General features: G+C 71.1%; 18 protein-coding genes and 1 riboswitch. Of the genes, 7 read left to right on the top strand and 11 right to left on the bottom strand.

The annotated features are described in order from the left end of the window. Positions 1 to 13: 13 nt before the first annotated feature. Positions 14 to 1,189, bottom strand: a complete 1,176-nt coding sequence (locus ACIBK8_RS31920; protein WP_399045753.1) for a hypothetical protein — start codon at positions 1,187 to 1,189, stop codon at positions 14 to 16. A gap of 499 nt (positions 1,190 to 1,688) precedes the next feature. Between ACIBK8_RS31920 and sepH the strand changes: the two genes are divergently transcribed. Continuing rightward, a complete protein-coding gene (gene sepH / locus ACIBK8_RS31915; protein ID WP_399045751.1) occupies positions 1,689 to 2,756 on the top strand; it encodes a septation protein SepH in 1,068 nt (355 codons plus the stop codon). A gap of 73 nt (positions 2,757 to 2,829) precedes the next feature. Here the strand turns inward: sepH and ACIBK8_RS31910 are convergent, their stop codons facing one another. Next, the gene (locus tag ACIBK8_RS31910) at positions 2,830 to 3,666 is read right to left on the bottom strand and encodes a sulfurtransferase (RefSeq protein WP_399045749.1); all 837 of its coding nucleotides are present in this window, start codon (positions 3,664 to 3,666) and stop codon (positions 2,830 to 2,832) included. A 256-nt stretch (positions 3,667 to 3,922) separates the two neighbouring features. On the opposite strand from ACIBK8_RS31910, the gene ACIBK8_RS31905 reads away from it, so the two are divergent. Beyond that, positions 3,923 to 4,699 (top strand): VOC family protein, encoded by a 777-nt coding sequence (locus tag ACIBK8_RS31905; RefSeq protein WP_399045747.1) that lies wholly within the window; start codon positions 3,923 to 3,925, stop codon positions 4,697 to 4,699. 7 nt (positions 4,700 to 4,706) lie between these two features. Here the strand turns inward: ACIBK8_RS31905 and ACIBK8_RS31900 are convergent, their stop codons facing one another. The 4 genes from ACIBK8_RS31900 to ACIBK8_RS31885 form a co-directional block, all read right to left on the bottom strand. Continuing rightward, on the bottom strand, positions 4,707 to 5,360 hold the full coding sequence (locus ACIBK8_RS31900; RefSeq protein ID WP_399045745.1) for a thymidine kinase: 654 nt from the start codon (positions 5,358 to 5,360) through the stop codon (positions 4,707 to 4,709). Between the two features lie 56 nt (positions 5,361 to 5,416). After that, entirely contained in the window at positions 5,417 to 6,607 is a 1,191-nt protein-coding gene (locus ACIBK8_RS31895) for an alkaline phosphatase family protein (RefSeq protein ID WP_393686967.1), read from the bottom strand. Further along, a complete protein-coding gene (locus ACIBK8_RS31890; RefSeq protein ID WP_393686968.1) occupies positions 6,607 to 7,200 on the bottom strand; it encodes a DUF5998 family protein in 594 nt (197 codons plus the stop codon). Before ACIBK8_RS31890 ends, ACIBK8_RS31895 begins: the two co-directional genes overlap by 1 nt. A 318-nt stretch (positions 7,201 to 7,518) precedes the next feature. Continuing rightward, positions 7,519 to 10,464 carry a GNAT family N-acetyltransferase gene (locus ACIBK8_RS31885; RefSeq protein WP_399045742.1) on the bottom strand — a complete coding sequence of 982 codons (2,946 nt, stop codon included), beginning with the start codon at positions 10,462 to 10,464 and terminating at the stop codon, positions 7,519 to 7,521. Positions 10,465 to 10,697: 233 nt separating this feature from the next. On the opposite strand from ACIBK8_RS31885, the gene ACIBK8_RS31880 reads away from it, so the two are divergent. Further along, positions 10,698 to 10,979: an HPr family phosphocarrier protein gene (locus tag ACIBK8_RS31880; RefSeq protein ID WP_393686970.1), complete on the top strand. Its 282-nt coding sequence runs from the start codon at positions 10,698 to 10,700 to the stop codon at positions 10,977 to 10,979. 288 nt (positions 10,980 to 11,267) lie between these two features. On the opposite strand, the gene ACIBK8_RS31875 is transcribed toward ACIBK8_RS31880, so the two are convergent. The 4 genes from ACIBK8_RS31875 to ACIBK8_RS31860 all read right to left on the bottom strand — a co-directional run bounded on the left by ACIBK8_RS31875 (position 11,268) and on the right by ACIBK8_RS31860 (position 16,139). Continuing rightward, positions 11,268 to 11,957, bottom strand: coding sequence for a GntR family transcriptional regulator (locus ACIBK8_RS31875; protein ID WP_399045740.1), 690 nt, complete (start codon positions 11,955 to 11,957; stop codon positions 11,268 to 11,270). A 229-nt stretch (positions 11,958 to 12,186) separates the two neighbouring features. After that, positions 12,187 to 12,987 (bottom strand): M23 family metallopeptidase, encoded by an 801-nt coding sequence (locus ACIBK8_RS31870; protein WP_399045739.1) that lies wholly within the window; start codon positions 12,985 to 12,987, stop codon positions 12,187 to 12,189. 12 nt (positions 12,988 to 12,999) lie between these two features. After that, a riboswitch (cyclic di-AMP (ydaO/yuaA leader) is annotated at positions 13,000 to 13,156 on the bottom strand. Between the two features lie 227 nt (positions 13,157 to 13,383). Beyond that, positions 13,384 to 14,766, bottom strand: a complete 1,383-nt coding sequence (locus ACIBK8_RS31865; RefSeq protein ID WP_399045762.1) for a M16 family metallopeptidase — start codon at positions 14,764 to 14,766, stop codon at positions 13,384 to 13,386. Between the two features lie 35 nt (positions 14,767 to 14,801). Further along, positions 14,802 to 16,139, bottom strand: coding sequence for a M16 family metallopeptidase (locus tag ACIBK8_RS31860; protein ID WP_399045761.1), 1,338 nt, complete (start codon positions 16,137 to 16,139; stop codon positions 14,802 to 14,804). Between the two features lie 297 nt (positions 16,140 to 16,436). Between ACIBK8_RS31860 and ACIBK8_RS31855 the strand changes: the two genes are divergently transcribed. Continuing rightward, on the top strand, positions 16,437 to 18,887 hold the full coding sequence (locus tag ACIBK8_RS31855) for a DNA topoisomerase (ATP-hydrolyzing) subunit A (protein WP_399045738.1): 2,451 nt from the start codon (positions 16,437 to 16,439) through the stop codon (positions 18,885 to 18,887). A 210-nt stretch (positions 18,888 to 19,097) separates the two neighbouring features. Here the strand turns inward: ACIBK8_RS31855 and ACIBK8_RS31850 are convergent, their stop codons facing one another. Next, positions 19,098 to 20,498 carry a CobW family GTP-binding protein gene (locus ACIBK8_RS31850; protein ID WP_399045736.1) on the bottom strand — a complete coding sequence of 467 codons (1,401 nt, stop codon included), beginning with the start codon at positions 20,496 to 20,498 and terminating at the stop codon, positions 19,098 to 19,100. Positions 20,499 to 21,033: 535 nt separating this feature from the next. Here ACIBK8_RS31850 and ACIBK8_RS31845 point away from each other — a divergent pair. The 3 genes from ACIBK8_RS31845 (at position 21,034) to ACIBK8_RS31835 (ending at position 25,092) form a co-directional block, all read left to right on the top strand. Next, a complete protein-coding gene (locus tag ACIBK8_RS31845; RefSeq protein WP_399045734.1) occupies positions 21,034 to 22,041 on the top strand; it encodes a sucrase ferredoxin in 1,008 nt (335 codons plus the stop codon). 721 nt (positions 22,042 to 22,762) lie between these two features. Continuing rightward, a complete protein-coding gene (locus ACIBK8_RS31840) occupies positions 22,763 to 24,421 on the top strand; it encodes an ATP-binding protein (RefSeq protein ID WP_399045732.1) in 1,659 nt (552 codons plus the stop codon). Next, a complete protein-coding gene (locus tag ACIBK8_RS31835) occupies positions 24,418 to 25,092 on the top strand; it encodes a response regulator (RefSeq protein WP_399045731.1) in 675 nt (224 codons plus the stop codon). The genes ACIBK8_RS31840 and ACIBK8_RS31835 overlap by 4 nt, the downstream gene beginning before the upstream one ends. Positions 25,093 to 25,098 lie beyond the last annotated feature (6 nt).

Here is a 25,098-nt window from a genome sequence, read left to right as displayed (position 1 = left end):
CAGGGGGTGCGGGTCAGGAGGCGTCGGGCGCCGGCGGCTGCGTGGCGGACTGGCCGCTCTGCCGGTCCTGCTCGCTCTGGCCGGTGGATCCGTCGCCGGTGCCGCTGCCGTCGCCCGTCGATGCGCTGGGGTCCGGGTTTGTGGTGGGGCCCGTCGAGGGTGTGCCGCCGTCGGATGGGGTGGCGGTCGGCGTCGGCGTCTCCTTGCCGGTGCCGCTGCCCGTTCCCTTGCCGGTGTCACCGGAGCTGGTGGGGTCCGGGGTGGGGCCGGTGCTGCCGTGGCCGTGTCCCGTGCCGGTGTCGTCGGACTGCCCCGGGTCGGGCGTCTGCGACGTCTCGGGGGCGTGCTGGTGAGAGCTGCCGGTGCGGGTGAGGTTGCCCAGGGTGGTGCCCTGACCGCCGCTCGTGGCCTCCCCCGTGATCAGTTCGACGCCGGTGACCACGCCCATGGAGAGCACGAAGATGCCGAGCGTGGCGAGCGCCGGCCGCCGCCAGCCCCGCAGCCGGGTGCCGTACGTCGCGGTGCTGACCTCATCGGTGCCCGGAACCGCCGGACCCGCGCCGCCGCGCACGTCCGGGGCGTCCGCCCGGCCGAGCGCCATGGTGTGGTCGTCGAGCCGCGGCACCAGCTGCGTACGGTCGGTGGCGCGGCCCGCGTCGGCGCCGTCCGTCTTCCGCAGCGCGCGGGTCGCGTCCGTGCCGGCGGCCCGCAGCATCCGGGTCGCCGCGTCGTCATCGGCGGACGGCCGGGTGGCGTCGGCCCGTCGCAGCAGCTGCGTACGGTCGTTGCCGGGAGCCGCGCCGGAGCCGGACCGGCGGGCGGCGACGGAGGTGACCTCGTCCTCGGCGCCCTGCCTGTCGAACGTCGGGAGCACCGTCGTGGCGTCGGCCTGCGGTGCGCCCCGAGGGGCGGGGCGCGTGTCGGCGGTGCGCCGCGGCTTGGGCCGGGTGGTGACCTTCGCCTCCTTGAGCTGCTCCCCTGTCCGCCGGAACAGATGCTGGAAGACCGAGCCGCCTGTCGTGGCCACGACGCTGACCACACCCGCGCCGATGATGGTTCCGTAGACGCCGAGCTGACCCGCGAGGAAGGCGGCGATCGCCGCCGCGAGAGCACTGCCCGCGACCTGAGGCACGCTCAGGTCGATCCGTTTCTCTTTTTTCTTCGCGTCGCTTTCGGTTTTTTCGTCCATCTCCAGCCCTTGATCGACATTTTCGCTCCACCTTGCGCAGGTAAGGAACTTTTGGGCGAAGTGATTAGTTCCGGATCTGGAGATTCTGTGAACCTTGCCACCCGTGGTCGCGGTAGAGAGATCGACAAGGCGACCCAACTCCGTTTCCGCACCAGAACTTCAGCGGCGCGGCGGTGCACCTCAGTGGCCCGAATGGAGTACTGTGGCGAGCCCTGGCCCCGGGATCCCGTCCGGCTGCCCGGACTCACGGGAAGGGGCCCTACAGGCGGCACCCGCCCTGGGGCGCCGCTGCTCGGCACGGGTGATCGGTCCCAGGGCAGGCGGTACGGTCACCGAGCGTTGCGAACAGGTAACCGTGTCACCACGGCGTTTACGGGCCAAGGTCCGACACGCCGGGCAACTCGGCAATGTTGTGGCAGGCTGCACCCGGGCAGGCCACACTCGACTAGCGGAAGCAGCGACGCACGTGACGTCGGCAGGCACCACCCGGGAGGTCCCCATGCCCGAACTGCGTGTCGTGGCCGTCTCCAACGACGGCACACGGCTGGTGCTCAAAGCTGCGGACAGCACCGAGTACACGCTTCCGATCGACGAGCGGCTGCGCGCCGCCGTCCGCAACGACCGTGCGCGTCTCGGCCAGATCGAGATCGAGGTCGAGAGCCACCTCAGGCCGCGGGACATCCAGGCGCGTATAAGAGCCGGCTCTTCCGCGGAGGAAGTCGCCCAGCTCGCCGGCATCCCGGTCGAGCGGGTACGCCGCTTCGAAGGCCCGGTACTCGCCGAGCGCGCCTTCATGGCCGAACGCGCCCGCAAGACCCCCGTGCGACGCCCCGGCGAGAACACCGGGCCGCAGCTCGGCGAGGCGGTCGCCGAGCGCCTGTCGCTGCGCGGCGCCGACAAGGACAGTGCCCAGTGGGACTCCTGGCGCCGGGACGACGGCACCTGGGAAGTGCTGCTGGTCTACCGCGTCGCCGCCGAGCCGCACTCCGCGAGCTGGACGTACGACCCGCCGCGGCGGCTCGTCCAGGCCGTGGACGACGAGGCGCGGGCGCTGATCGGTGAGGCCGACGACACTCCCGAACCGAGCTTCCCCTTCGTGCCCCGGATCGCGCGGCTGCCGCGTGACCGGCCGCTGGACCGTGCTCTGGACCGGCAGATGCCGGACCGCGAGCGCGCGGAACGTACCGCTCCGGCCGAGGAGGAGGCCGAGCCACGGGTTTCCGAGGAAGCCGTCGGGGAACGCGAGCGGGACTCGCTGACCAGCCTGCTGGAGGCGGTGCCCAGCTTCCGCGGCGACATGGTCGTGCCGGAGGCCGTCAAGGCGCCGCCCATCGACGAGCCGGAAGAGGACGAGGTCGAGGAGCCGGCCGCGCCTGCGGCCAGCGCAGGTGCCGGCTCCGCGTACGCCGACGTGCTGATGCCGCGGGCCGTCGCCGGCCACCGTGACCGGCTGACCGGGACGACCGACCGGCAGGCCGAGGCCGACGGTGTCCGGCCGGGACGCCGTGCCGCGGTACCCAGTTGGGACGAGATCGTCTTCGGCACCCGGCGCAAGAAGCCCGAATAGCGAGACGCCGCACCCGCGCGAGACCGCCCGCCCCGTGCCGTACGGGGCGGGCGGTTCGGCTGTGCGGTGCGGTTCAGCCGGGCAGGCCGCCGGTGGCCACCAGGCGGGACGCGTCGGACGACCAGGCGCTCCACGACCCGACGTACAGCGCGGCCGGGATGCCGGCGACCGCCAGGGCGAGCACCTCGTGGGCGGCGGAGACGCCGGAACCGCAGTAGACACCGACCTCGGTGCCGTCCTTGGCACCCAGTGCCGCGAAGCGCGCCGCGAGGGCACCGGTGCCGCGGAAGGTGCCGTCCTCGGTGACGTTCTCGGTCGTGGGTGCGCTGACCGCGCCCGGGATGTGACCGCCGACGCGGTCGATGGGCTCGACGTCGCCCCGGTAGCGTTCGGCGGCGCGTGCGTCCAGGAGGACGCCGGTTCGTGCCAGTGCGGCGGCCTCGTCCGCCGTCAGCACCGGCAGTGCGCCCGGCGCGGGGGTGAAGTCACCGGCGGTCGGTACCGGAATCTCACTCGTCAGAGTGGCTCCCGACGCCGTCCAGGAGGCCAACCCGCCGTCCAGCACCCGCACATCGGGGTGACCGGCCCAGCGCAGCAGCCACCAGGCGCGGGCCGCGGCCCAGCCCTGCCCGGCGTCGTACACGACCACGGGGCGGTCACCGCGGACGCCGGCCGCCCGCATGGCGTCGGCGAAGTCCGTGGGATCCGGCAGCGGGTGGCGGCCGTCGGCTCCCGGGGGCCCGGCCAGTTCCGTGTCGAGGTCGACGTAGACCGCGCCGGGCAGGTGTCCTGTCGCGTACTGCGAGCGGCCGGGCGGGCCGCCGAGCTGCCAGCGGACGTCCAGGAGGGCGGGCGGTGTGCCCGTCGACAACGTGTTCGCGAGTTCGGGAGCGGTGATGAGGTGATTCATGGGTCGCATCCTTGCGTAGAGACGGCTACGTACAGAAGGCGGGTGCCCACCCTGCGTATGACGGAGTTGCGTCGGCCGGTTCGGCCGCCGAACCGGATGTGCACCGGCAAAAACGGTCATTCTCCCGCACGAACCCGGCAGCAACGGCGCGGCCGGGGCGCACGGTGGGTCACCTGGTGCGAGCATCTGCTCGGGTCTTGCACCCATCCCCCCACACACATGGCCACCATCCCAATGGTCCGAGGAGAGAGTGACGATGACGACCGAGGCAGCGACTCGGCGGATGTCCGGCGCACCCTGCTGGGTGAGCCTCATGGCACACAGTCTGTCCGCGACGCAGGAGTTCTACGGCGCGCTTTTCGACTGGGAGTTCCGACCGGGCCCGCAGCACTTGGGGCCGTACGCCAGGGCGTTCATCAACGGGAGGGAGGTGGCGGGACTCGGCGAACTGGCGCCGGACCGGCAACTGCCAGGCGCCTGGACCACCTATCTGGCCAGTGACGACGCGGACGCGACCGCCGAACAGATCCGCTGCTGCGGCGGGACGGTGGGGGTCGGGCCGCTGGACGCGGACGACGCCGGCCGGATGGCGATCGCCGTCGACCCGCAGGGCGCGGTCTTCGGCATCAGGCAAGGGAGAACGATGACCGGCACGGCCGCCGTCGGCGAGCCGGGCACCCCGGTGTGGAACGAACTGGTCACCCAGGAAACCCGTGCGGTCGGCCCGTTCTACGAGAACGTCTTCGGCTACACCTCGCAGGCCGTGGTCTCGGCGGACTTCGACTACCTGACCCTGTACCTCGACGGGCAGGCGGTGGCCGGTATCCACGGCGTGGGGCAGGCGCTGCCGCAGGACCGCGGTGCGCACTGGATGACGTACTTCGCCGTCCCGGACACCGACACCGCGGCGCGGCGGGTCGTCGAGCTGGGCGGGCAGGTGCTGCACGCGCCCCGGGACTCCGCCCACGGGCGGCTGGCAGTGGCCGCCGACAGCGAGGGCGCCGTCTTCACGCTCGTCCAGCCGGCCGCCTGACGGGGCCCTACCGGGACGCGTCGACCGGGAGGACGTCCGGGGAGAGGGCGGCGGCGTGGGCGGTCGCCGAGGTCTGGCGGCGGCGATGGTGGCGCCGGCACAGCACCTCGTAGCCGACGTCCGCCTGCCGGTTGTCGACATCGCCGACGACGACCTGGGCGCCTTCGACGACCATCCGGCCGCCGACCGTGCGGGCGTTGTGCGTGGCCCGCGCGCCGCACCAGCAGAGCGCCTCGACCTGAAGTACCTCTATCCGGTCGGCCAGTTCGACCAGGCGCTGGGAGCCGGGGAAGAGCTTGCTGCGGAAGTCGGTGGTGATGCCGAACGCGAAGACGTCCAGTGCGAGGTCGTCGACGACCCGGGCGAGCTGGTCGACCTGTTCGGGGGCGAGGAACTGGGCCTCGTCGGCGATGACGTAGTCGACCCGGCCGCCGGAGCTGAGACGGCCGACGACGTGGGTGTAGAAGTCCATGTCGTCGGCCGCCTCGACGGCTTCCGTGACCAGCCCGAGGCGGGAGGAGAGCCTGCCGTGGCCGGCCCGGTCGTTACGGGTGTAGATCAGGCCCTGCAGCCCGCGGGCCGAGCGGTTGTGCTCGATCTGCAGAGCGAGGGTGCTCTTTCCGCAGTCCATCGTTCCGGAGAAGAACACCAGCTCGGGCATGGGGAGTTGCGGGCCTTTCGGGCTCGTACGGGCAAAGCGGCGGGGTGGTGACGCGGTCAGGTGCGGACTTCCAGGAGCGGAACCAGCTGCTCCACGGGGGTCATCGAACCGTGCATGCCGGTCATCTGCGATTCGCCGGGCTCACGCTCGCTCGCGATGATCACCATGTCGGCGTGTGCCGCCGCCACGACGTCGCCGATGCGGGCGCGGACCCGGTCGTCGACGTGCGGCCCGAACCAGCCGGCGGCGATGGCCTCGTCGCGGCTCGCCACCCACATCTGCTCGCCGACGACCTCACGCCACACGGCGAGCACGTCGGCGGCGGCACCGGGGTGGGCGTAGACGTGCCGGGCGCGTCCTTCGCCGCCCAGCAGGCGTACGCCGGCGCGCAGTTCCCAGTCCTCGTCGAAGTCGATCCGGGAGTCGGGGTCGAAGGGGATGTCGATCATGCCGTGGTCGGCGGTGACGTACAGGGCGCTGCGCGGCGGGAGTTGCTCGGCGAGCCGCTGCGCGAGGCGGTCGACGTACATCAACTGGCCGCGCCAGGCGTCGGAGTTCACGCCGTAGCGGTGCCCGTTGCCGTCGACCTCGGCGTAGTACGTGTAGACCAGCGAGCGGTCGCCGGCGGCGAGCTGCCGGGCGGCGAGGTCCATGCGCTCCTCGCCGGTGAGCCTGCCGTGGAACGTCCCGCCGCTCAGGGCGATCTTGGTGAGGGGCGTCTGCTGGAAGTGCGGCGCGGACACCTGGCAGGTGTGGATGCCCGCCGCGTCGGCCTGCTGGAAGACCGTCGGGTGCGGCTGCCAGGTGTACGGGTCGGTCCAGGGCTGCCAGCGCAGCTGGTTCATCAGGGCGCCGGTCGCCGGGTTCTCGCAGGTGTAGCCGAGCAGGCCGTGGGCGCCCGGCGGCAGGCCGGTGCCGACCGAGGCGAGCGAGGTGGCGGTGGTGGAGGGGAAACCGGCGGTGAGCGGACGGCCGCTGCCGTTGAACGACGTCCCCAGGAGGGAGGTGAGGAACGGTGCCTCATCGGGGTGGGCGCGCAGCAGTTCCCAGCCAAGGCCGTCGATGAGGAAGACGCAGACACGGTCCGCGGGGGCGAGTTCCATGGCCGTGCCGAGGCCGGGCAGGCCCTGTCCCGCGGCGATGGCGGGGAGCAGGTCGGCGAGCGAGCCGGTGCCGTAGGCGGGCGGGGGCGCGGCCAGCGGGTCGAGCGGTTCGGGTTCCGGCCAGGCGTTGGCGGTGTACACCATCAGCGGGTGCTGGTGGTGGCCGCGGTGGCCTCGGAGAGCGCCTGGGCGAAGGTGAGCGTCTCGCGGACCGAGTCGGGGCCGTCGCCCGCCTCACTGACCCGCAGCGAGAGGTCGTCGGCGGTGGAGGAGCCGGTGTAGCCGTGGTCCGCCTCGCAGTTGGGGTCGCCGCAGGTGGCGGGCTCCAGGTCGAGGCGCGCGACCGCGCCCCAGCCGATGGTGAGGACGACCTCGCGGGGCAGCTGGCCCGGAGTGTACGACTCCGGATTGGCGACCACCCGGCTCAGCACGACCGAGGAGATCCGGCCGAGCTTGACGGACTCCGTGGAGGTGGTGGCGTACGGGGACGGCGAGGTGGCGTCGGCGGCCTGCTCGTCGGTGTGGCTGACGATGAAGCGGGTGTCGGTGAGGACCAGGACGGTCACATGGCGGCGGACCTCGTTGGCGTCGAAGGTCGTCTCCTGGTGCACCAGGTACGCCACGACCGGCTCGCCGCCGACCGCGGCTTGCACCGCCTCGGCCACGAGGGCCGGGTAATAGCCGCTGCGCTCGATCGCCGCGCGCAGCCCCTGGGTCGTCGTACCGGTCTTAGCCATGGCATCCATCTTACGGGGCGTGGCGGGGGCAGCAGGACGCGTCGGACGGGGTATTCCGCACCGGCGTGCGAGCGGCGCACCGCGCGGGCCCGGAGGCGGGCCGGACGCGGCCGGGGGCCACCCGGAGGCCGTCCGCGCGGGCGGGACCGGGGGCCACCAGGAGGCCGTCCGCGCGGGCGGGACCGGGGGCACAGGCATGGCCACGGCCACGGGCGGTGCGGTGCGTGCGGGTGCGGGCCCGTGCCGTCGGTTCCGCGACTCCTTGTCTCCTCCTGTCTCCTCTTGTGTCTCCTCCTGGTCGCCCGCGTCCGGTGCGCGTCAGTAGGCGGGCAGTCGGCGGGGGCCGAGGTCGGTGGTGGCGGGCGGGCTGGCCAGCCGGACGGACGCTCCCAGGACGGACAGGCCCCGCGGGGCGACGACGACCGGTTCGAGGTCGACGCCGACGACCTCGGGGTGGTCGTCGACGAGCCGGGAGACCCGCAGCAGCAGCTGGGCCAGCGACGAGGTGTCCACGGGCTGGGATCCGCGCCAGCCGAAGAGCAGCGGGGCGGCCCGGATGGAGCGGATCTGTTCGTCGACGTCGCGGTCGGTCGCCGGGATGAGGCGGTGTGCGATGTCACCCAGGAGCTGGGAGGGGGCGCCGGCCAGGCCGAAGGAGAGCACCGCGCCGGCCGCCGGGTCGATGGCGGCGCGGATGACCGTGTCGACGCCGCGCGGCACCATCGCCTGGACGACCGGACGCAGCTCTTCCGGGGAGCCAAGGAAGGCGGTCAGCTCCGCGTAGGTGCGGCGCAGTTCGGTCGCGTTGGCGATGTCGAGGCGGACACTCCCGAGGTCGGAGCGGTGGCGCAGGTGGGGGGCGGTGGTTTTGAGGGCGACCGGGTAGCCGAGGTGGTCGGCGGCGCGGACGGCGGCGTCCGCGTCGGGGGCGGGCAGCGAGGGGTGGGTGGGCACGCCGTAGCGGGCGAGGAGGGCGGCGGCGTCCTCGGGCGGCAGCGGAACCGAGCGGCCCGCCACGGGCGCGAGCCGCTCCAGCAGCCGCTCGATGTCGGCGCCGGCCGCGGCCTCCTGGATGTCATCGTACGCGGGCACCCGGCCCGGCTCGGCGGCTTCCCGGCGCCAGGCGGCGTAGCGGACCGCTTCGGCGAGCGCGCGGACGGCGCGTTCGGCGGCGGGGTAGGCCGGGATGCGGATGCCTTCCGGGCGCGGCGCGGGACGGGGTGGGGCATCGGGCTCGGTGGGACGGTTCGTTCTTGGCGGGCCGGACGGCGGGGCGTACCCGGGGGGTGCCGGCGGCCTGGTGTCCTCCGGGGGCGGAGTCGCGTGGGGTGAGGGTTCCGTGGCGTCAGGCGCGGGGACCGGTCCGGGGGCCGCCGGTCCGGTGGCGGGGGCGGCCAGGGCCTCGGCGACGGTGTCCATGGCCAGGTGTACGACGGCCACCGGCTTCGTCGGATCCCCCGCGGCGGCCGTGCGCAGGGAGGCGGCGAGCGCGGCGCCCTCGCCCGGGGAGATCGCGTTTCCCTCGCCCACCCAGGGGATCGCCGTGACGACGACGGCGTCGCAGCCGTCGGCCGCGAGCGTCTCGGCGAGCGCGGTGCGGAAGTCGTCCGGGGTCGCGGCGGAGGGGAGCACCCGGGGGCGCTGCGGGCGCAGTCCTTCGGTCAGGCAGGCGTCGTAGGCCAGCAGGGACAGCGCCTCGGAGTTGCCGAGGATGCCGATGCGCGGCCCGGCGGGCAGCGGCTGGGAAGCGAGCAGCAGCCCGGCATCGATGAGTTCGGTGACCGTGTCGACGCGGATCACACCGGCCTGCCGCATCAGGGCGGAGACGGTGCTGTCAGGGATGCGGACGGTGGGAACCGTGTGTCCAGGAGGAGCGGTGCCGTGGTGGCGCGCCCCCTTGGCGACGACGACCGGTTTGACGGCTGCGGTGCGGCGGGCGAGCCGGGTGAACTTGCGCGGGTTGCCGATCGATTCCAGGTAGAGGATCACGACGTCGGTGTCCGGGTCGTCGTACCAGTACTGGAGGAGGTCGTTCCCGGAGGCGTCGGCACGGTTGCCCGCCGAGACGAAGGTGGAGATGCCGGCGATGCCGCCGTCCCCGGGCCCACGGTCGTGCAGCCCGCTGAGCAGGGCGATGCCGATCGCGCCTGACTGGGTGAACAGGCCGATGCGACCGGTGCCGGGCATCATCGGCGCGAAGGAGGCGTTCAGCCTGACCCCGGGGGCGGTGTTGATCAGGCCGAAGGCGTTGGGGCCGATCAGTCGCATGCCGTAGGAGCGGGCCTGGCGCACCAGGGCGCGCTGGCGTTCCCGGCCTTCGGGCCCGGCCTCGGCGTAGCCGGACGAGAGGATCAGGACGCCCTGCACGCCGTGTTCGCCGCAGTCGTCGACGACCTCGGGGACGCGGTCAGCGGGCACTGCGATGACCGCGAGGTCGACCGGCCCGGAGATCTCCCGCAGCGAGCGCACGGCCGGTACGCCTTCCGGGTCGAGCCGGTCGGTGTCCGCGGGGAAGGCGTGGTTGACGGCGTAAGTGCGGCCGGTGAAGCCGGAGTCGAGGAGGTTGCGCAGCGCCGTGCGGCCGACGCCTCCCGGGGCGCGGCCCGTGCCCACGACGGCAACCGAGCCGGGGGCGAGCAGCCGCTGCATGGAGCGGGCCTCGGCGCGCTGTTCCCGGCCGCGCATGACGGCCATGGACTGCTCGGTGGGTTCGAGGTCGAATTCCAGCCGGACCACGCCGTCTTCGAACGTGCGCTTCTGGGTGTAGCCGGCGTCCGTGAACACCTTGATCATCTTGGTGTTCGCCGGCAGCACTTCGGCGGCGAACCTGCGGACGCCGCGTTCACGGGCGACGGCCGCGATGTGCTCCAGGAGGGCGGAGGCGACACCGCGCCCCTGGTGGGCGTCCTGCACCAGGAAGGCGACCTCCGCCTGGTCGTCCCCGGGGTCCTTGGCGGGCAGCCCCTGGTCGTTGATCCGGTCGTAGCGGACGGTGGCGATGAACTCGCCGCCCACGGTGGCCGCCAGGCCGACCCGGTCCACGTAGTCGTGGTGGGTGAAACGGTGCACATCGCGGTCGGAGAGGCGGGGGTAGGGCGCGAAGAAACGGTAGTACTTCGACTCGTCCGAGACCTGTTCGTAGAAAGAGACCAGGCGTGCGGCGTCGTCCGGGGTGATGGGGCGGATCCGTGCCGTGCCGCCGTCGCGCAGCACCACGTCGGCTTCCCAGTGGGTCGGGTATGCGTGGTCCGGCGGATTCTGCATGCGGACAGCGTACGACCGGGCACCGACAACCGGCTCGGCATGCGTGCCCGCCTGCCGCCGGGCGGTCGGCGGGGGTTCGGGAGCGCGCCCGGAAGCGCCGCGTCCGCACTCCGGGACGGGGCACGGGCGCGCCGGAACGGGTGGTGGGAAAGTCGGGTCGAAGGGCTGCTGGACCACGCGCCGCAGCGTGAGACACTGGTCTAGACAACCGTTACGACTTGAAGGGCAACACCATGGCTGAGCGCCGCGTCAATGTCGGTTGGGCCGAGGGTCTGCACGCCCGCCCCGCCTCGATCTTCGTCCGAGCGGCCACCGCCGCCGGCGTTCCCCTGACGATTGCCAAGACCGACGGCAACCCGGTCAACGCGGCCTCGATGCTCGCCGTTCTGAGCCTGGGCGCCCAGGGTGGCGAGGAGATCGTGCTCGCCTCCGACGCGGAGGGCGCGGACGCCGCGCTCGACCGTCTGGCGAAGCTGGTCACGGAGGGCCTGGAGGAGCTCCCCGAGACCGTCTGAGCCGCCGCGGGCTCTTCGAGTCCACCGCCTCTCGGCAATCGGCCCCGCCGCAGCGACCACACCACGGTCGCCGCGACGGGGCCGTTCCGTTTACAGCGGGCGCCGACGGATGGCGGGCCGGCGGGGCCATGGAAACCCATAAGGAATTCCTAGGCTGCTGCCGCATTCGCGGGAAGGGGTGACCTACGCCCACAATTCCCTTCCCCCTGGAATTGCAGCCCTTTCCATCGACCGCACCCCGCCCCCGCTATATGCGTTCCCGAATATCACAGGTATACGACCCTCTTGTTAAGAACGGACGCGCTCCGTGTTGACGGGCCGTTTCGTTTGTCTCACCGCGGGTGTGGCCGGGTGGCGCAGCCGGTACCCCGGGGAGGACCGTTCGACGTGAGCCGCCATCAGGGCACGCGCCCGGTCCGCGTCACCCCGGGCGACCGCGTCCAGTACCGCGCCGTGGTCGTCCCACGCCTGCGACGAGCGGGGCGGGGTCTCCATGACGTACATCCACTCGATCTTCCGCCGCAGCTGGGTCAGCAGCGCGGTCAGGCTGGAGCTGCCGGCCGCCTGGGCGAGCGTCTCGTGGAACCAGCCGTCCAGCTGCGGCAGGTCGGCCGGGTGTGCGTGGCGGGTCCTTTCACGGCCCAGCCGGACCAGGCCGCGCAGCACCTTGAGGTGAGCCTCCGTGCGCCGGGCGGCTGCGCGGGCGGCGCCCAGCGGCTCCAGCAACGCGCGCAGGTCCAGCAGGTCGGCCGCCTCCTGGGCGGTCGGTTCGGCGACACAGGCACCGGCGTGATGCCGCGTGGTGACGAACCCTTCGGACTGCAGGGTGCGCAGCGCCTCACGGACCGGGACGCGGGAGACGCCGTAACGGGCCGCCAGAATGTCCTCGACGAGTCGCCTGCCCGGCTCCAGCGCACCGGAGACGATGTCCTCGCGAATTGCCGTGCAGACGACCTGCGCGGAAATATGGCCTCGCATCGTGGGTGCCTCCGCCGTCATTCCCGGGAAACGCCGCCGAGCGACGGCCTTTTGGCAACTCTATTCGAAGGCGGTGGCTTTTCGGATGCGTTCGTTCCTTCATGGATATCTTTTGGCCATGCGGTGCTGCGCCCGAAGGCCGCATCGCCCGTCCCCATGCGGATACGCCGAAGCCCCGGCCGCGGGAGGTGCCTGCGGGCGGGGCTTCGGTGTCTTCGCGTGCGGAGCGTCAGACGTTGACGCCGTGCGAGCGGAGGTAGGCGATCGGGTCGATGTCCGACCCGTAGTCCGGGCCGGTGCGGGCCTCGAAGTGCAGGTGCGGGCCGGTGACGTTGCCGGTGGCGCCGGAGAGGCCGATCTGCTGGCCCGGTGTGACGCTCTGGCCGACGGAGACGCCGAGCGACGACATGTGGCCGTACTGGGTGTAGGTACCGTCGTGCATCTTGATGACGATGTTGTTGCCGTACGCGCCGCCCGCGCCGGCCTCGACGACGGTGCCCGCACCCACGGCGTGGACGGGCGTCCCGGTGGCGGCGTGGAAGTCGATGCCGGTGTGGCTGCCGGACGACCACAGTCCGCTGGACGCCTTGTAGGCGGTGGAGACATACGAGCCGGTAACAGGCGCGACGAAGGCGTTGAGGCGCTTGCGCTCTTCGTCGCGGGCGGCGCGGGCCTTGGCCTCGCGCTCCTTGTCGGCCTTCTCCTTGGCTTCCTGCGCGCGGCGCTTGGCCTCTTCGGCCTGCTTCTTGGCCTCGTCCTCGGCCTTCTCCCTCGCCGCTGCGACCTCGGCGACGGCCTGCTGCGCGTCGGCCTGCGCCGCGACGTGGTCGGCGAGTTCGTCGCCGAGGACGACGGCGTGCGCGAGGCCGGCGTCCTGGGGGCTCGCGGGGGCCGTGGCGGCCAGCGCGGGCGAGGCCACGGAGGCGACGACGCCGGTGGCGGCGAGACCGGCTATGCCGGCGATGTTGCGGGTCGTCCGCGCGGTGCGGCTCGGACGACGGTGCTTCCCGGTGGCACGGGTGAACGCCATGTGCTGGCTTGTCCTTTCCTTCCTTCTCGCCTACCGGGTTAGCTGACGGGTTCGGAGCAGGAAGGTCTCCTACGGGCTCCTCCGGAGAGGCACCCGATTCACCCCAGGGGACATGTGGGTCCCCGGCTCCCCTGGCTCGCGCCGTACGGGGACTCGGCGATGACTGTCCGGTGCCACGGTTGCGGCGTACGGCTGACGAACAGCGGGGTTGACGCTAATCGGGGCGTCTTTCGATCGGCAAACAGAACCGGCAGTTTGTGCGAAGCGCCACACCTGCACCGCGCAACCAGCCGGGGGGAATGCGGACATAAAGGGGCTCCCGGGGCGGTTGAACACCCCGGGAGCCCCTGTGTCGCTCCATGGACGGCCGCCTACGGCAACCGTCCTGTCGGCACGTCAGCCGCTGACGACCGTCACCTCGCCGATGCCCAGCGCCTTGACCGGCTCGGCGATCTGCGCCGCGTCACCGACCAGGACCGTCACCAGCCGGTCCACCGGGAACGCGCTGACCACCGCGGCCGTCGCCTCGACCGTGCCGGTCTCGGCCAGCCGCGCGTACAACTGCGCCTGGAAGTCGTCCGGCAGGTGCTGCTCCACCTGGTCGGCGAGCGTCCCGGCGACCGCCGCCGCGGTCTCGTACCGGAGCGGCGCGACGCCGACGAGGTTCTGCACGGCGACATCCCGCTCGGCGTCCGTCAGGCCATCCGCCGCGAGGGTGCGCAGCACCGTCCACAGGTCGTCGAGCGCCGGGCCGGTGGAGGCGGTGTCCACCGAGCCGCTGATGGCGAGCATCGCGGCGCCCGTGTGCCCCCCGGGGGCATCGGGCGCCGAGGAGCGCAGCACCTGGCCGAAGGCGCGCACCCCGTAGGTGTAGCCCTTCTCCTCGCGCAGCACACGGTCGAGCCGCGAGGTGAGGGTGCCGCCCAGGCAGTACGTGCCGAGCACCTGCGCGGGCCACACCCGGTCGTGCCGGTCGGCGCCGATACGGCCGATGAGCAGCTGCGTCTGGACGGCACCGGGGCGGTCCACGATCACCACGCGGCCGGTGTCGTCGGCGGTGATCGGCGAGGGGGCGACCGGTTCGGCGAGCGAGCCGGTCCACGTGCCGACGGTCTCGGCGAGGGCGGCGTCCACGTCGACACCGGTGAAGTCGCCGACGATGACGGCGGTGGCCGTGGCGGGGCGCACATGGGCCTCGTAGAAGGCCCGTACCGCGGGGGCGTCGATGCGCTCGACGGTCTCCTCGGTGCCCTGGCGGGGCCGCGACATCCGGGAGGCGGCCGGGAACAGCTCCCTGGACAGCGCCACCGCGGCACGCCGCGCCGGGTTGGCGAGCTCGTGCGGGATCTCGTCCAGGCGGTTGCGGACCAGACGCTCGATCTCGCTGTCGGGGAAGGCCGGGGCACGCAGCGCGTCGGCGAGCAGGCCGAGCGCGCGGGCCAGCCGGGAGGCCGGCACTTCGAGGGAGACCCGGACACCGGGGTGGTCGGCGTGCGCGTCCAGGGTCGCGCCGCAGCGCTCCAGTTCGGCGGCGAATTCCTCGGCGTCGTGCTTGTCCGTGCCCTCGGACAGGGCGCGGGCCATGATCGTGGCAACGCCGTCGAGCCCCTCGGGCTCGGACTCCAGGGGCGCGACGATGTCGATCTCGACGGCGACGACCTGCTGCCCGGGGCGGTGACTGCGCAGCACCGTGAGCCCGTTGGGCAGCGCGCCGCGCTCGGGCGCAGGGAAGGCCCACGGCTTGGGCGCACCGCCCCGGGGCTGCGGGTGGAACTCCATCGCGGTCATGGCGGATTCTGCGGTCGCGGCGTCGCTCACTGGGCCGCCTCCTCGTCGTTGTCGGCGGTCTCGTCGGCCGCGGTCGGCTCGTACACGAGCACCGCGCGGTTGTCGGGGCGCAGCCGGGCCTGGGCGACGGCCTGCACCTCCTGCGGCGTGATCTCCAGGACACGCTGCACGGCGGACAGCGCGAGCTGCGGGTCGCCGAACAGGACGGCGTAGCGGCACAGTTCGTCGGCACGGCCGCTGACCGTGGCGAGACGGTCCAGCCACTCGCGCTCCAACTGGGCCTGCGCGCGCTCCATCTCCTCCGGGGTCGGCCCCTCCGCGGCGAAGCGGGCCAGCTCCTCGTCGACGGCGCTCTCGATGTCCGGCACCGCCACGCCACCGGACGTCTTGACGTCCAGCCAGCCCAGGGACGGCGCACCGGCCAGCCGCAGCAGACCGAAGCCGGCGGCGACGGCGCTGCGGTCGCGGCGCACCAGGCGGTTGTAGAGCCGCGAGGACTCACCGCCGCCCAGGACGGTCAGCGCCAGGTCGGCGGCGTCGGCCTCACGGGTGCCGTCGTGCGGCAGGCGGTAGGCCGCCATCAGGGCGCGGGACGGCACCTCCTCCTCGACGATCTCGCGCAGCTGGGCGCCCATGGTCTCGGGCAGTTCGCCGCTGCGCGGCGGCTGCTTGCCGTCGTGCATGGGGATCGACCCGAAGTACTTGTCGATCCACGCCAGCGTCTCCTCGGGGTCGATGTCACCGACGACCGACAGGACCGCGTTGTTGGGCGCGTAGTACGTGCGGAAGAACGCCCGCGCGTCCTCCAGGGACGCGGCATCCAGGTCGGCCATCGACCCGATGGGGGTGTGGTGGTACGGGTGGCCCTCCGGGTACGCCATGGCCGTCAGCTTCTCGAAGGCCGTGCCGTAGGGGACGTTGTCGTAGCGCTGGCGGCGCTCGTTCTTGACGACGTCCCGCTGGTTCTCCAGGGAATCGTCGTCGAGCGCCGTCAGCAGCGAGCCCATCCGGTCCGCCTCCAGCCAGAGCGCGAGCTCCAGCTCGTGGGCGGGCATGGTCTCGAAGTAGTTGGTCCGCTCGAAGCTCGTGGTGCCGTTCAGCGAGCCGCCGGCGCCCTGGACGAGCTCGAAGTGGCCGTTGCCCTTGACCTGCCCGGAACCCTGGAACATGAGGTGCTCGAAGAGGTGGGCCAGGCCCGTACGGCCCTTCACCTCGTGGCGGGAGCCGACGTCGTACCACAGGCAGACGGCCGCCACCGGCGTCAGGTGGTCTTCGGAGAGCACCACGCGCAGGCCATTGGCCAGCCGGTGCTCGGTCGCTGTCAGTCCGCCGGAGCCGGCTTGTTCTGTGGCCGTGTGACCCATGGGCATGTACGTCCCTTCGATCCGCTTGCGAGGAAGTTCTGTCACTGTATGCAAGCGCGTCGGCATCTGGCGAAGTTCCCGCCCGAGCGACCCCGTACGAGCGGTCCGCGGCCGGCGGCGGGCAGGCTGAGGGGGAGTCGCGGTCGGCGTTGTCAGTGGGGCGGTCCACAATGGTCCGCGTCAGACTCAGGCAGACTCACCGGTCGATCCCCCAGCCGGTCGGACCGGCGGCTGTTCACCCAACGGCCGGTCGACCCCACATCGGCAGTAGACGCAGCAGAAGGAGCCGCAGCCGCGATGGCCCGCCGCAGCACGAAGACCCCGCCGCCGCCGGACGACTTCGAGGAGAGAATCCTCGACATCGACGTCGTCGACGAGATGCAGGGTTCCTATCTCGAGTACGCGTATTCGGTCATCTACTCCCGCGCCCTGCCGGACGCCCGCGACGGCCTCAAGCCCGTGCACCGCCGCATCCTGTACCAGATGAACGAGATGGGCCTGCGGCCCGAACGCAGCTACGTCAAGTGCGCCCGGGTCGTCGGCGAGGTGATGGGTAAGCTCCACCCGCACGGTGACGCCTCCATCTACGACGCGCTGGTGCGCATGGCGCAGCCGTTCTCGATGCGGCTGCCCCTGGTCGACGGCCACGGCAACTTCGGCTCGCTCGGCAACGACGACCCGCCCGCCGCGATGCGGTACACCGAGTGCCGGATGGCGTCGGCGACGTCCCTGATGACGGAGTCCATCGACGAGGACACCGTCGACTTCGCGCCGAACTACGACGGCCAGGAGCAGGAGCCGGTCGCCCTCCCCGCCGCGTACCCCAACCTCCTGGTCAACGGCGCGTCGGGCATCGCGGTGGGAATGGCGACGAACATGCCGCCGCACAACCTCGGCGAGGTGATCGCCGCGGCCCGCCACCTGATCAAGCATCCGAACGCCGACCTCGAAACCCTGATGCGCTTCGTGCCGGGGCCCGACCTGCCGACGGGCGGCCGGATCGTCGGCCTGAGCGGCGTACGGGACGCGTACGAGAAGGGCCGCGGCTCGTTCAAGATCCGCGCCACCGTGGCCGTGGAGAACGTCACGGCGCGCCGCAAGGGGCTGGTCATCACCGAACTCCCCTTCACCGTGGGCCCCGAGAAGGTCATCTCCAAGATCAAGGACCTGGTCGGCTCGAAGCGGCTGCAGGGCATCGCCGATGTCAAGGACCTCACCGACCGCGAGCACGGCCTGCGCCTGGTCATCGAGATCAAGAACGGCTTCAACCCGGAAGCCGTCCTGGAACAGCTCTACAAGCTGACGCCGGTGGAGGAGTCCTTCGGCATCAACAACGTCGCCCTGGTGGACGGCCAGCCGCTGACGCTGGGCCTCAAGGAACTGCTCGAGGTCTACGTCGACCACCGCTTCAACGTGGTGCGGCGGCGCAGCGAGTTCCGCCGCGCCAAGCGGCGCGACCGTCTCCACCTGGTGGAAGGACTGCTCACCGCCCTCGTCGACATCGACGAGGTCATCCGGCTCATCCGGTCCAGCGAGAACAGCGCCCAGGCCAAGGAGCGGCTGATCGAGCGCTTCTCGCTCAGCGACATCCAGACGCAGTACATCCTCGACACCCCGCTGCGCCGGCTGACCAAGTTCGACCGCGTCGAGCTGGAGTCGGAGCGCGACCGCCTGCAGGCCGAGATCGAGGAACTGACCCGCATTCTGGAGTCGGACACCGAGCTGCGCAAGCTGGTCTCCGGCGAACTGGCCGCCGTCGCCAAGAAGTACGGCACGGACCGTCGTACGGTGCTGCTGGAGTCGGCGGGCACCTCGGTCGCCTCGGTGCCGCTGGAGGTCTCCGACGACCCGTGCCGGGTGCTGCTGTCGTCGACGGGGCTGCTGGCGCGCACGGCAGGCGGCGACGTACCGTTCGACGCCGACGCCAAGCGGGTCAAGCACGACGCCATCGTCTCGGCGGTGCCGGCGACGACCCGCGGCGAGGTCGGCGCCGTGACGTCAACGGGCCGGCTGCTGCGCCTCCCGGTGATCGATCTGCCGCAGCTCCCGGACACCGCCGCCGCCCCCAGCCTCTCCGGCGGCGCCCCGCTCGCGGAGTTCCTGACGCTGGAGGACGGCGAACAGCTGATCTGCCTGACGACGCTGGACGAGTCCTCACCCGGCCTCGCCCTCGGCACCGAACAGGGCGTCGTCAAGCGGGTGGTGCCCGACTACCCGGCGCACAAGGACGAGTTGGAGGTCATCACCCTCAAGGAGGGCGACCGCATCGTCGGCGCCGTCGAGCTGCGCACCGGCGAGGAAGACCTGGTCTTCATCACCAACGAGGCCCAACTGCTGCGCTACCAGGCGGCGCAGGTCCGGCCGCAGGGCCGTCCGGCGGGTGGCATGACGGGCATCAAACTCGGCGAGGGCGCGAAGGTCATCGCGTTCAGCGCGGTCGATCCGGCCGCCGACGCCATGGTCTTCACCATCGCCGGATCGCACGGCACCCTGGACGACTCGGAGGCGACGGCCAAGCTGACGCCGTTCGACCAGTACCCGCGCAAGGGCCGGGCGACCGGCGGCGTGCGCTGCCAGCGCTTCCTGAAGGGCGAGGACTGCCTGACCTTCGCCTGGGCCGGAGCCGCACCTCCCCACGCCGCGGACGCCAAGGGCTCCCCGGTGAACCTGCCCGAGGTGGACCCGCGCCGCGACGGCTCGGGCGTGCCGCTCACCAAGACGGTGTCGGCAGTGGCGGGCCCGGTATAGCGACATCCGGCGGCAATGGCCGCGCTGCGGCCGTTGGGCGGCTGCCCCGTAGGACGGGCACCACCACCTGACGGCCACGGCGCGGCCTTCGCCTTGTCTTTCTTCTCCGGCCTCCGGGCGTGGTCCGCCTGGTGGTTGCTGCTACCACCAGGCGTGGTGCCGGACATGCCGGGCTGCCCTCCGGGCCTACGGCACCAGCCGCCCGGTCACCTACCACTCAGCGGCTGCCTGGCCGGCGACGTACCGCAGCACGCCCCACATGCTCCGCTCCAAGAAGTCGTCCTCCGGGGCGGCGGGGTCATGCCCGGCGACGTTGGTGTCCGTGTCCGCCGTACGCGACGCAGCATCACCTGCCGCAACGTGGCGACAGCCCTCCAACTCCTTGCGCAGCGCCGCCGCATCAATCCCACTACCGATCAGCACAAGCTGCGTACTACGTACCTCGCCGCGCTCCCAAGCCGACGGGTAGAACCGCAAGAAGTCACCGACCGCATGCAGGCCGAACTTCTGCCTGCTACCCGGCACATCAAAGTGAACGAACCCCTTGATGCGATACAGACCGGCGGGACGACTGTCGAGAAACTCCATCAACCGACGCGGATGCATCGGCTGTTCCGACGTGAACTCCACGCTCTCGTAGGCGCTGTGCAGATGCTCGGTGTGACAGCCATCGGAACACTGCTCACCAGTGACGTGAGTGTGCCCGTCGTGCACACCTGAGTCGACATATCCACCGAGCTGATCCCGCAGCAGGCCCAGGCCGTCATGCGACTGCGCCCCAAGGGGCGACGACTGCGCGTCACCCTTCGGCTCTTCACTGTCCGGGATGTTGCTGTAGGGGCTGTCATCGTACGGATCGTTGCTGTGCTGATCGGTGTATCCGTACGAGGACCGAAGGTCCGGTACGTGGTCCGATGGATCGGTGCTGCCGACAGCCTCCGTCCGGTAGGCAGCTGTCTCCCTCAGCAGGTCCTCGAACGACAGCTGCCGGACAGCCTCATCGTCGTCCTCACCTGGCCCGCGGTCGAAGAACAGCTCTGGATCGACCCGCCCGTACGCAGCGCTGATCACCGGCCGCCCCGGAGCAAGCTCCGCCAACGTGTCCCTGAGCTGCGCTCGTCTCGCGTCTCCGATGCGATCAGCCTTGTTGAGCACGACAATGTCAGCGATCGCCACGTGACGGTCGAGCTCCGGGTGGCGGGCGCGTGTCGCTTCGAACTCTGCCGCGTCGACGACCTCGACCAGCCCGCCGTAGACGATGCGGCTGTTCTCACTGGCCAGGATCATGCGGATGAGTTCTTGCGGTTCGGCCAAGCCACTTGCCTCGATGACAATCACGTCGATACGAGCCGCGGGCCGGGCGAGGCGCTCCAGATAGTCATCCAGTTCACTGGTGTCGACAGCGCAACACAGGCAACCATTGCCGAGCGACACCATCGAGTCCACCTGACCGGCGACGGCCATCGCATCGATTTCGATGCTGCCGAAGTCATTGACGATCGCGCCGATGCGCGTTCCGTCGCCAGCGGCGAGCAGATGATTGAGCAGCGTCGTCTTGCCCGACCCCAGAAAGCCCGCGAGGACGACAACCGGAATCTGCTGCGTGGCCAAGGGGTGCGCCTCCATAGTGCGGGCGCCGGGTACGAGCTGCGGATGGCGAACCGTGCGAACCGGCGGCGAACGAGCTGTCGATCGTAACGGACCGCCAAAGCCGAAACAGGCCCGATCCCCACCCCTACGCCTGGCCGTACCGCGACCCGCCGCTCCCGGACCGAGCGATCCAGCACAACGCCCTGCAGGGCCGCTGCCACGACCAGCAGGTCCGTAAGAACCGACGCGAAGGAGCGCTCCGTATCGCAGCACTGCTCGCCACCGTCAGTGATCGAACGGTCAGCAACGCCTCACGCCTGCGCGCCGGGCACGATCAACGTCGCCGCTCTCGTTGTCCGCGGGCCTGCCTAGGCCCCGTGCCCCTGGGCCTCGTGACAGAAGCTCTGCGCCGCTGGCCCTTCCCGCCTCCTGCCGCGCGGGAGCGAGGTCGCCGACCTCCACGTCGGGTACGTGCCCCACGACGCGCATCTCCTTGGGCACCGTCTCCCCACCCACCCGCATCCGTCTCCCGACCAGGCAGGTTAGGGTCACCTTCGTGAGCACCTGCACCACCGCTTCCCTCGAAGCGGCCGAACTCTTGGCCGGAACTGCGGCTACCGCCCGAACCTGGCTGCTCATCGAACAACCCGGCCCGTGGGGCAAGAAGGCGCTTACGGACAGCCACCTCGACCCGCACATCGGCCGAGCTCTGGAAGCTGCGACAACGGGTACCGGAGTCCGTGTCGCCCTCATCCGAAGGCCCGGACGACACGCCGACGGCCATGGAACGCCCTCCCGCCGGCTCTTCCTCGCGTACACCGCGCCGGGCTGTTCCTGGATCCGTACGACGACAGTTACCGACCTGCAGGCCGCGCTCCGGCTGGATTTTGGCGCCCTGGGGTTCGGCGATCACGGCGGATTGTGGAACCCGCACACGGGTGACCCCGTAGTCCTCGTCTGCACCAACGGCAGGCGGGACCGTTGCTGTGCTGTTCTCGGACGTCCGCTCGCTGCTGAGCTCCTGTCCAGCGGCGCCGACACCTGGGAGGTCACGCATATCGGGGGCCACCGGTTCGCGCCCACCCTCTTCGTGCTCCCCTTTGGCTACGCCTACGGTCGCGCCTCGGCTCAGCTGGTCAAGACCGCCGTGGACGCGGCGCGCAATGGCAGGATCACGCTCGACCACTGCCGAGGCCGGTCCGCTTGGGATCGGCCTGGACAGGCCGCCGAGCTCGCCATCCGCGACCTTCTGGGGGAGGATCGGGCGGACGCACTCGATGTCGTACGGGCCGACTCGATGCGGCCCGAATCGAGGAGTGCCAACACGCCTCCCGGTGACAGCGCCTCCACGGGGAGTACCCCCGCCTGGACTGTGTCCGTCGCGCACTCCGACGGACGCATGTGGCAGGTCGTGGTCGAGCAACGGTCCGATGGTGCTCCGGCGCCCGCGAGCTGTGGCGCGCTGTTCGGCCCACCTTCGCGTATGGCCGTGACCGACATCGCGGCTGTTCCTGGCAACTTGGCCATGACGCCGATCGACGTGCCCATACTTCCGTTCACCTGACCCTCGAGACTCGGCCGAGTGGTCGACTCTCCTGGAAGGGCCCCGCCGACGTGCTCTCTGTCCGAGAGCACCAGAAGGTCCCCCATCTCGCGCACAGGCAAACCCGATGGTCAGCCCCAGCGCCACCGCAAGCCCCAGGCCGAAAGCCGGGACCACTAACGGCACGGCGAGCCCCTTCCATGCAACACTCCGCAGCTCTGTCACCACAGGTCCCGCTCCCCCGTCGACTCATCGTTTCCAGCTCTTCCCCGCTCCGGCTGCTGCTGGCTCCTGGGCCAAGCCGCGAGCGTTTTCCCCTCACACCCGCGAGGCTAAGACCTGACAATGCGTAGCCGAAAGGCCTGTGGATAACTCGCCGAGCGCGCCGCCGATAGTCACTCAAAGTCGGGCTTCCGTTGCTCTACGAGCACCTTCCGGAAACCTTTGAACCCCATTGCCGAGCCGGCCACCGCGACACTTACTGTTCGTTCACATGGTCGAGAAGGAAGCACCAGCTCCGTGCCCGAGAGCCACTGGGCGCTCGGGCTCCGCCCCGTTTCTCGGCCCGCCACCCCGACGTGGAGCTTCGGCCCGTCAGCCGCAAAGCGCTGCGCGGCCGTTTTCGGGCGTGGCCGGTACCGGTGATCAGTCTGTGGGTGGCACCGGCCGAGCCGCCGACCGCAAACGCCTACCCCTCCCACACTTGGGATGGCCACGCCGTGTGTTCTCCCAGGTGTTGCTGATGCAGCTGGCGATCACGACCGGCGTCACGGGGTTGGCAACTGGGCTGTTCCTCGCCCCTCTCAGCACCGAACTCGACAATCAGGCGATGCACCGCGCCTTGGCCATCGCGCAAACGACCGCAGCCGAGCCGCGTTTGGACGACGCTCTGGTGGCCTCGGAGCCGACGCCTCACGGCCCCGTTCAGAACGCAGCCGAACGGATCCGTACCGCGACCGGCGCCGAGTACGTCGTGGTCATGGACAATCACGGCGTGCGGTGGTCACACACCGATCCCGATGAGATCGGGCGCCATGTCTCCACCGATCCCAGCGCTGCCCTATCGGGCCGCGACATCATGCAGATCGACGAAGGCACCCTCGGAAGGTCCGCACGCGGCAAGGTGCCCTTGCGGGATGCGAACGGCAAGATCATCGGCGCAGTGTCGGTTGGCATCGCGTACGAGAGCGTGCACGAGCGGCTGTTGTCGACCGTCCCCCAACTGCTGGCTTACGCAGGCGGCGCCTTGGCCGTGGGTGCCGTGGCCACCTACCTTGTGTCCCGTCGCGTCCAGCGACGCACCCATGACTTGGCGTTCTCCGACATCACCGCCCTGCTCAACGAACGCGAGGCGATGCTGCACGGCATCCGCGAAGGCTTCCTCGCACTGGACCGGCACGGCCGGATCCGCCTGATGAACGACGAGGCACAACGGCTCCTGGACCTACGCACCGAGGACGCCGGGCACCCCTCGGACACCGTGCTCCCTCCAGGCCGTACAGCAGACGTGCTGGCCGGCCGGGTATCCGGAGCAGACCTACTGGCCGTCAGCGGACAGCGTGCGCTCGTCGTCAATCGCATGCTGACCGACGACGGTGGTGCAGTTATCACCCTGCGTGACCGAACCGAGCTGGAACGGCTGGGGCGTGAGTTGGATGGCACTCGTGGGCTGATCGACGCCCTCCGGGCGCAGGACCACGAGCATGCCAATCGTCTACATACGCTCCTTGGCCTGCTGGAACTGGGCCTTCACGAGGAGGCCGCCGACTTCGTGACGCAAGCTGTCGGGGTACACCGGGCAACCGCCGAGCAGGTCACCGAGCGCATTCACGACCCGCTACTCGCTGCCCTCCTGGTGGGCAAGGCGACTGTCGCCGCCGAACGCGGTGCTTCACTCAGCATCTCCACCGACACCCACCTCCCCGACCAGCTGATAGATCCGCACAGTCTCGTGACCGTTCTCGGCAACCTGGTGGACAACGCCCTGGATGCGACGGCGACGACGCGCGATGCACGGCTCGAAGTGGAGGTACGCGCCGAAGGACGGACCGCGGTCGTCCGCGTCTGCGACAACGGTCCGGGCGTTCCCGAAGCACAACGCGCCGAGATCTTCACCGAAGGCTGGACGACGAAGGACCCGCCGGCCCACGGTCGCCGTGGCATCGGTTTGGCACTGGTTCGCCGACTCGCCGAGCGATACGGAGGCAGAGCAGAGGTTGGTGAACGCCCCGGCGGTGGAGCGATGTTCACCGTCACGCTCCCCGACGCCTTCTCCGACGCACTTCCCGACCTGTATGCCGCGGCCCACCCCGGGACAGCCACGGAAATCCACGCTCCTAGGGGCGGTAAAGACACCGCGCCCGCCCACCCCGACGACGACGCCACGGGAGCCTGCCGGTGATCGACGTACTGGTCGTGGACGACGACACGCGCGTCGCGGAGATCAATGCTGCCTACGTCGCCAAGGTCCCGGGGTTCCGGGTCACTTGCATGGCACACACCGTTGCCGACGCACTGGCCGCTCTGGACGCGCACCCCGTCGATCTGATCCTCCTGGACCACTACCTGCCGGACGAAACGGGCCTCCACCTGGTGAGCGTCCTGCGCCGACGTGGTCTGCTAGCCGACGTCATCATGGTGACGGCCGCTCGTGACATCGCGACGGTTCAGGCAGCAATGCGTCAGGGCGCGCTGCAGTACCTGGTGAAACCGTTCACGTTTGCCGGCCTGCGCTCCAAGCTGGAGGGCTACGCGGCGCTGCATCGCGCTTTCGAGGGCGGCGGGCAGGCGGAGCAGTCCGAAGTGGACCGTATCTTCGGCGCGTTGAGCGCTACGGGTGCGAGCCCGGCGGAACTGCCCAAAGGGCATTCCGCGGCCACCGCCGACCGTGTGCGGTCCGTGCTGCGGACCGCTGACGCCCCGCTCTCCGCCCAGGACGTCGCCGTGCAGGCAGGTCTCAGTCGGCAGACGGCGCAGCGCTATCTCAAGCTGCTCGAGCGGACCGGGCGCGTCCGTCTCACCCTCAGGTATGGCGAGACCGGACGCCCCGAGCACCGCTACGACTGGGTGTAGGCCGCG

The organism is Streptomyces sp. NPDC050161 (genome assembly GCF_044460025.1).
In the GTDB taxonomy this organism is placed as follows: Bacteria; Actinomycetota; Actinomycetes; order Streptomycetales; family Streptomycetaceae; genus Streptomyces.
The sequence above is the reverse complement of the archived record's forward strand: the minus strand, read 5'-3'. Positions and strand labels throughout refer to the sequence as shown.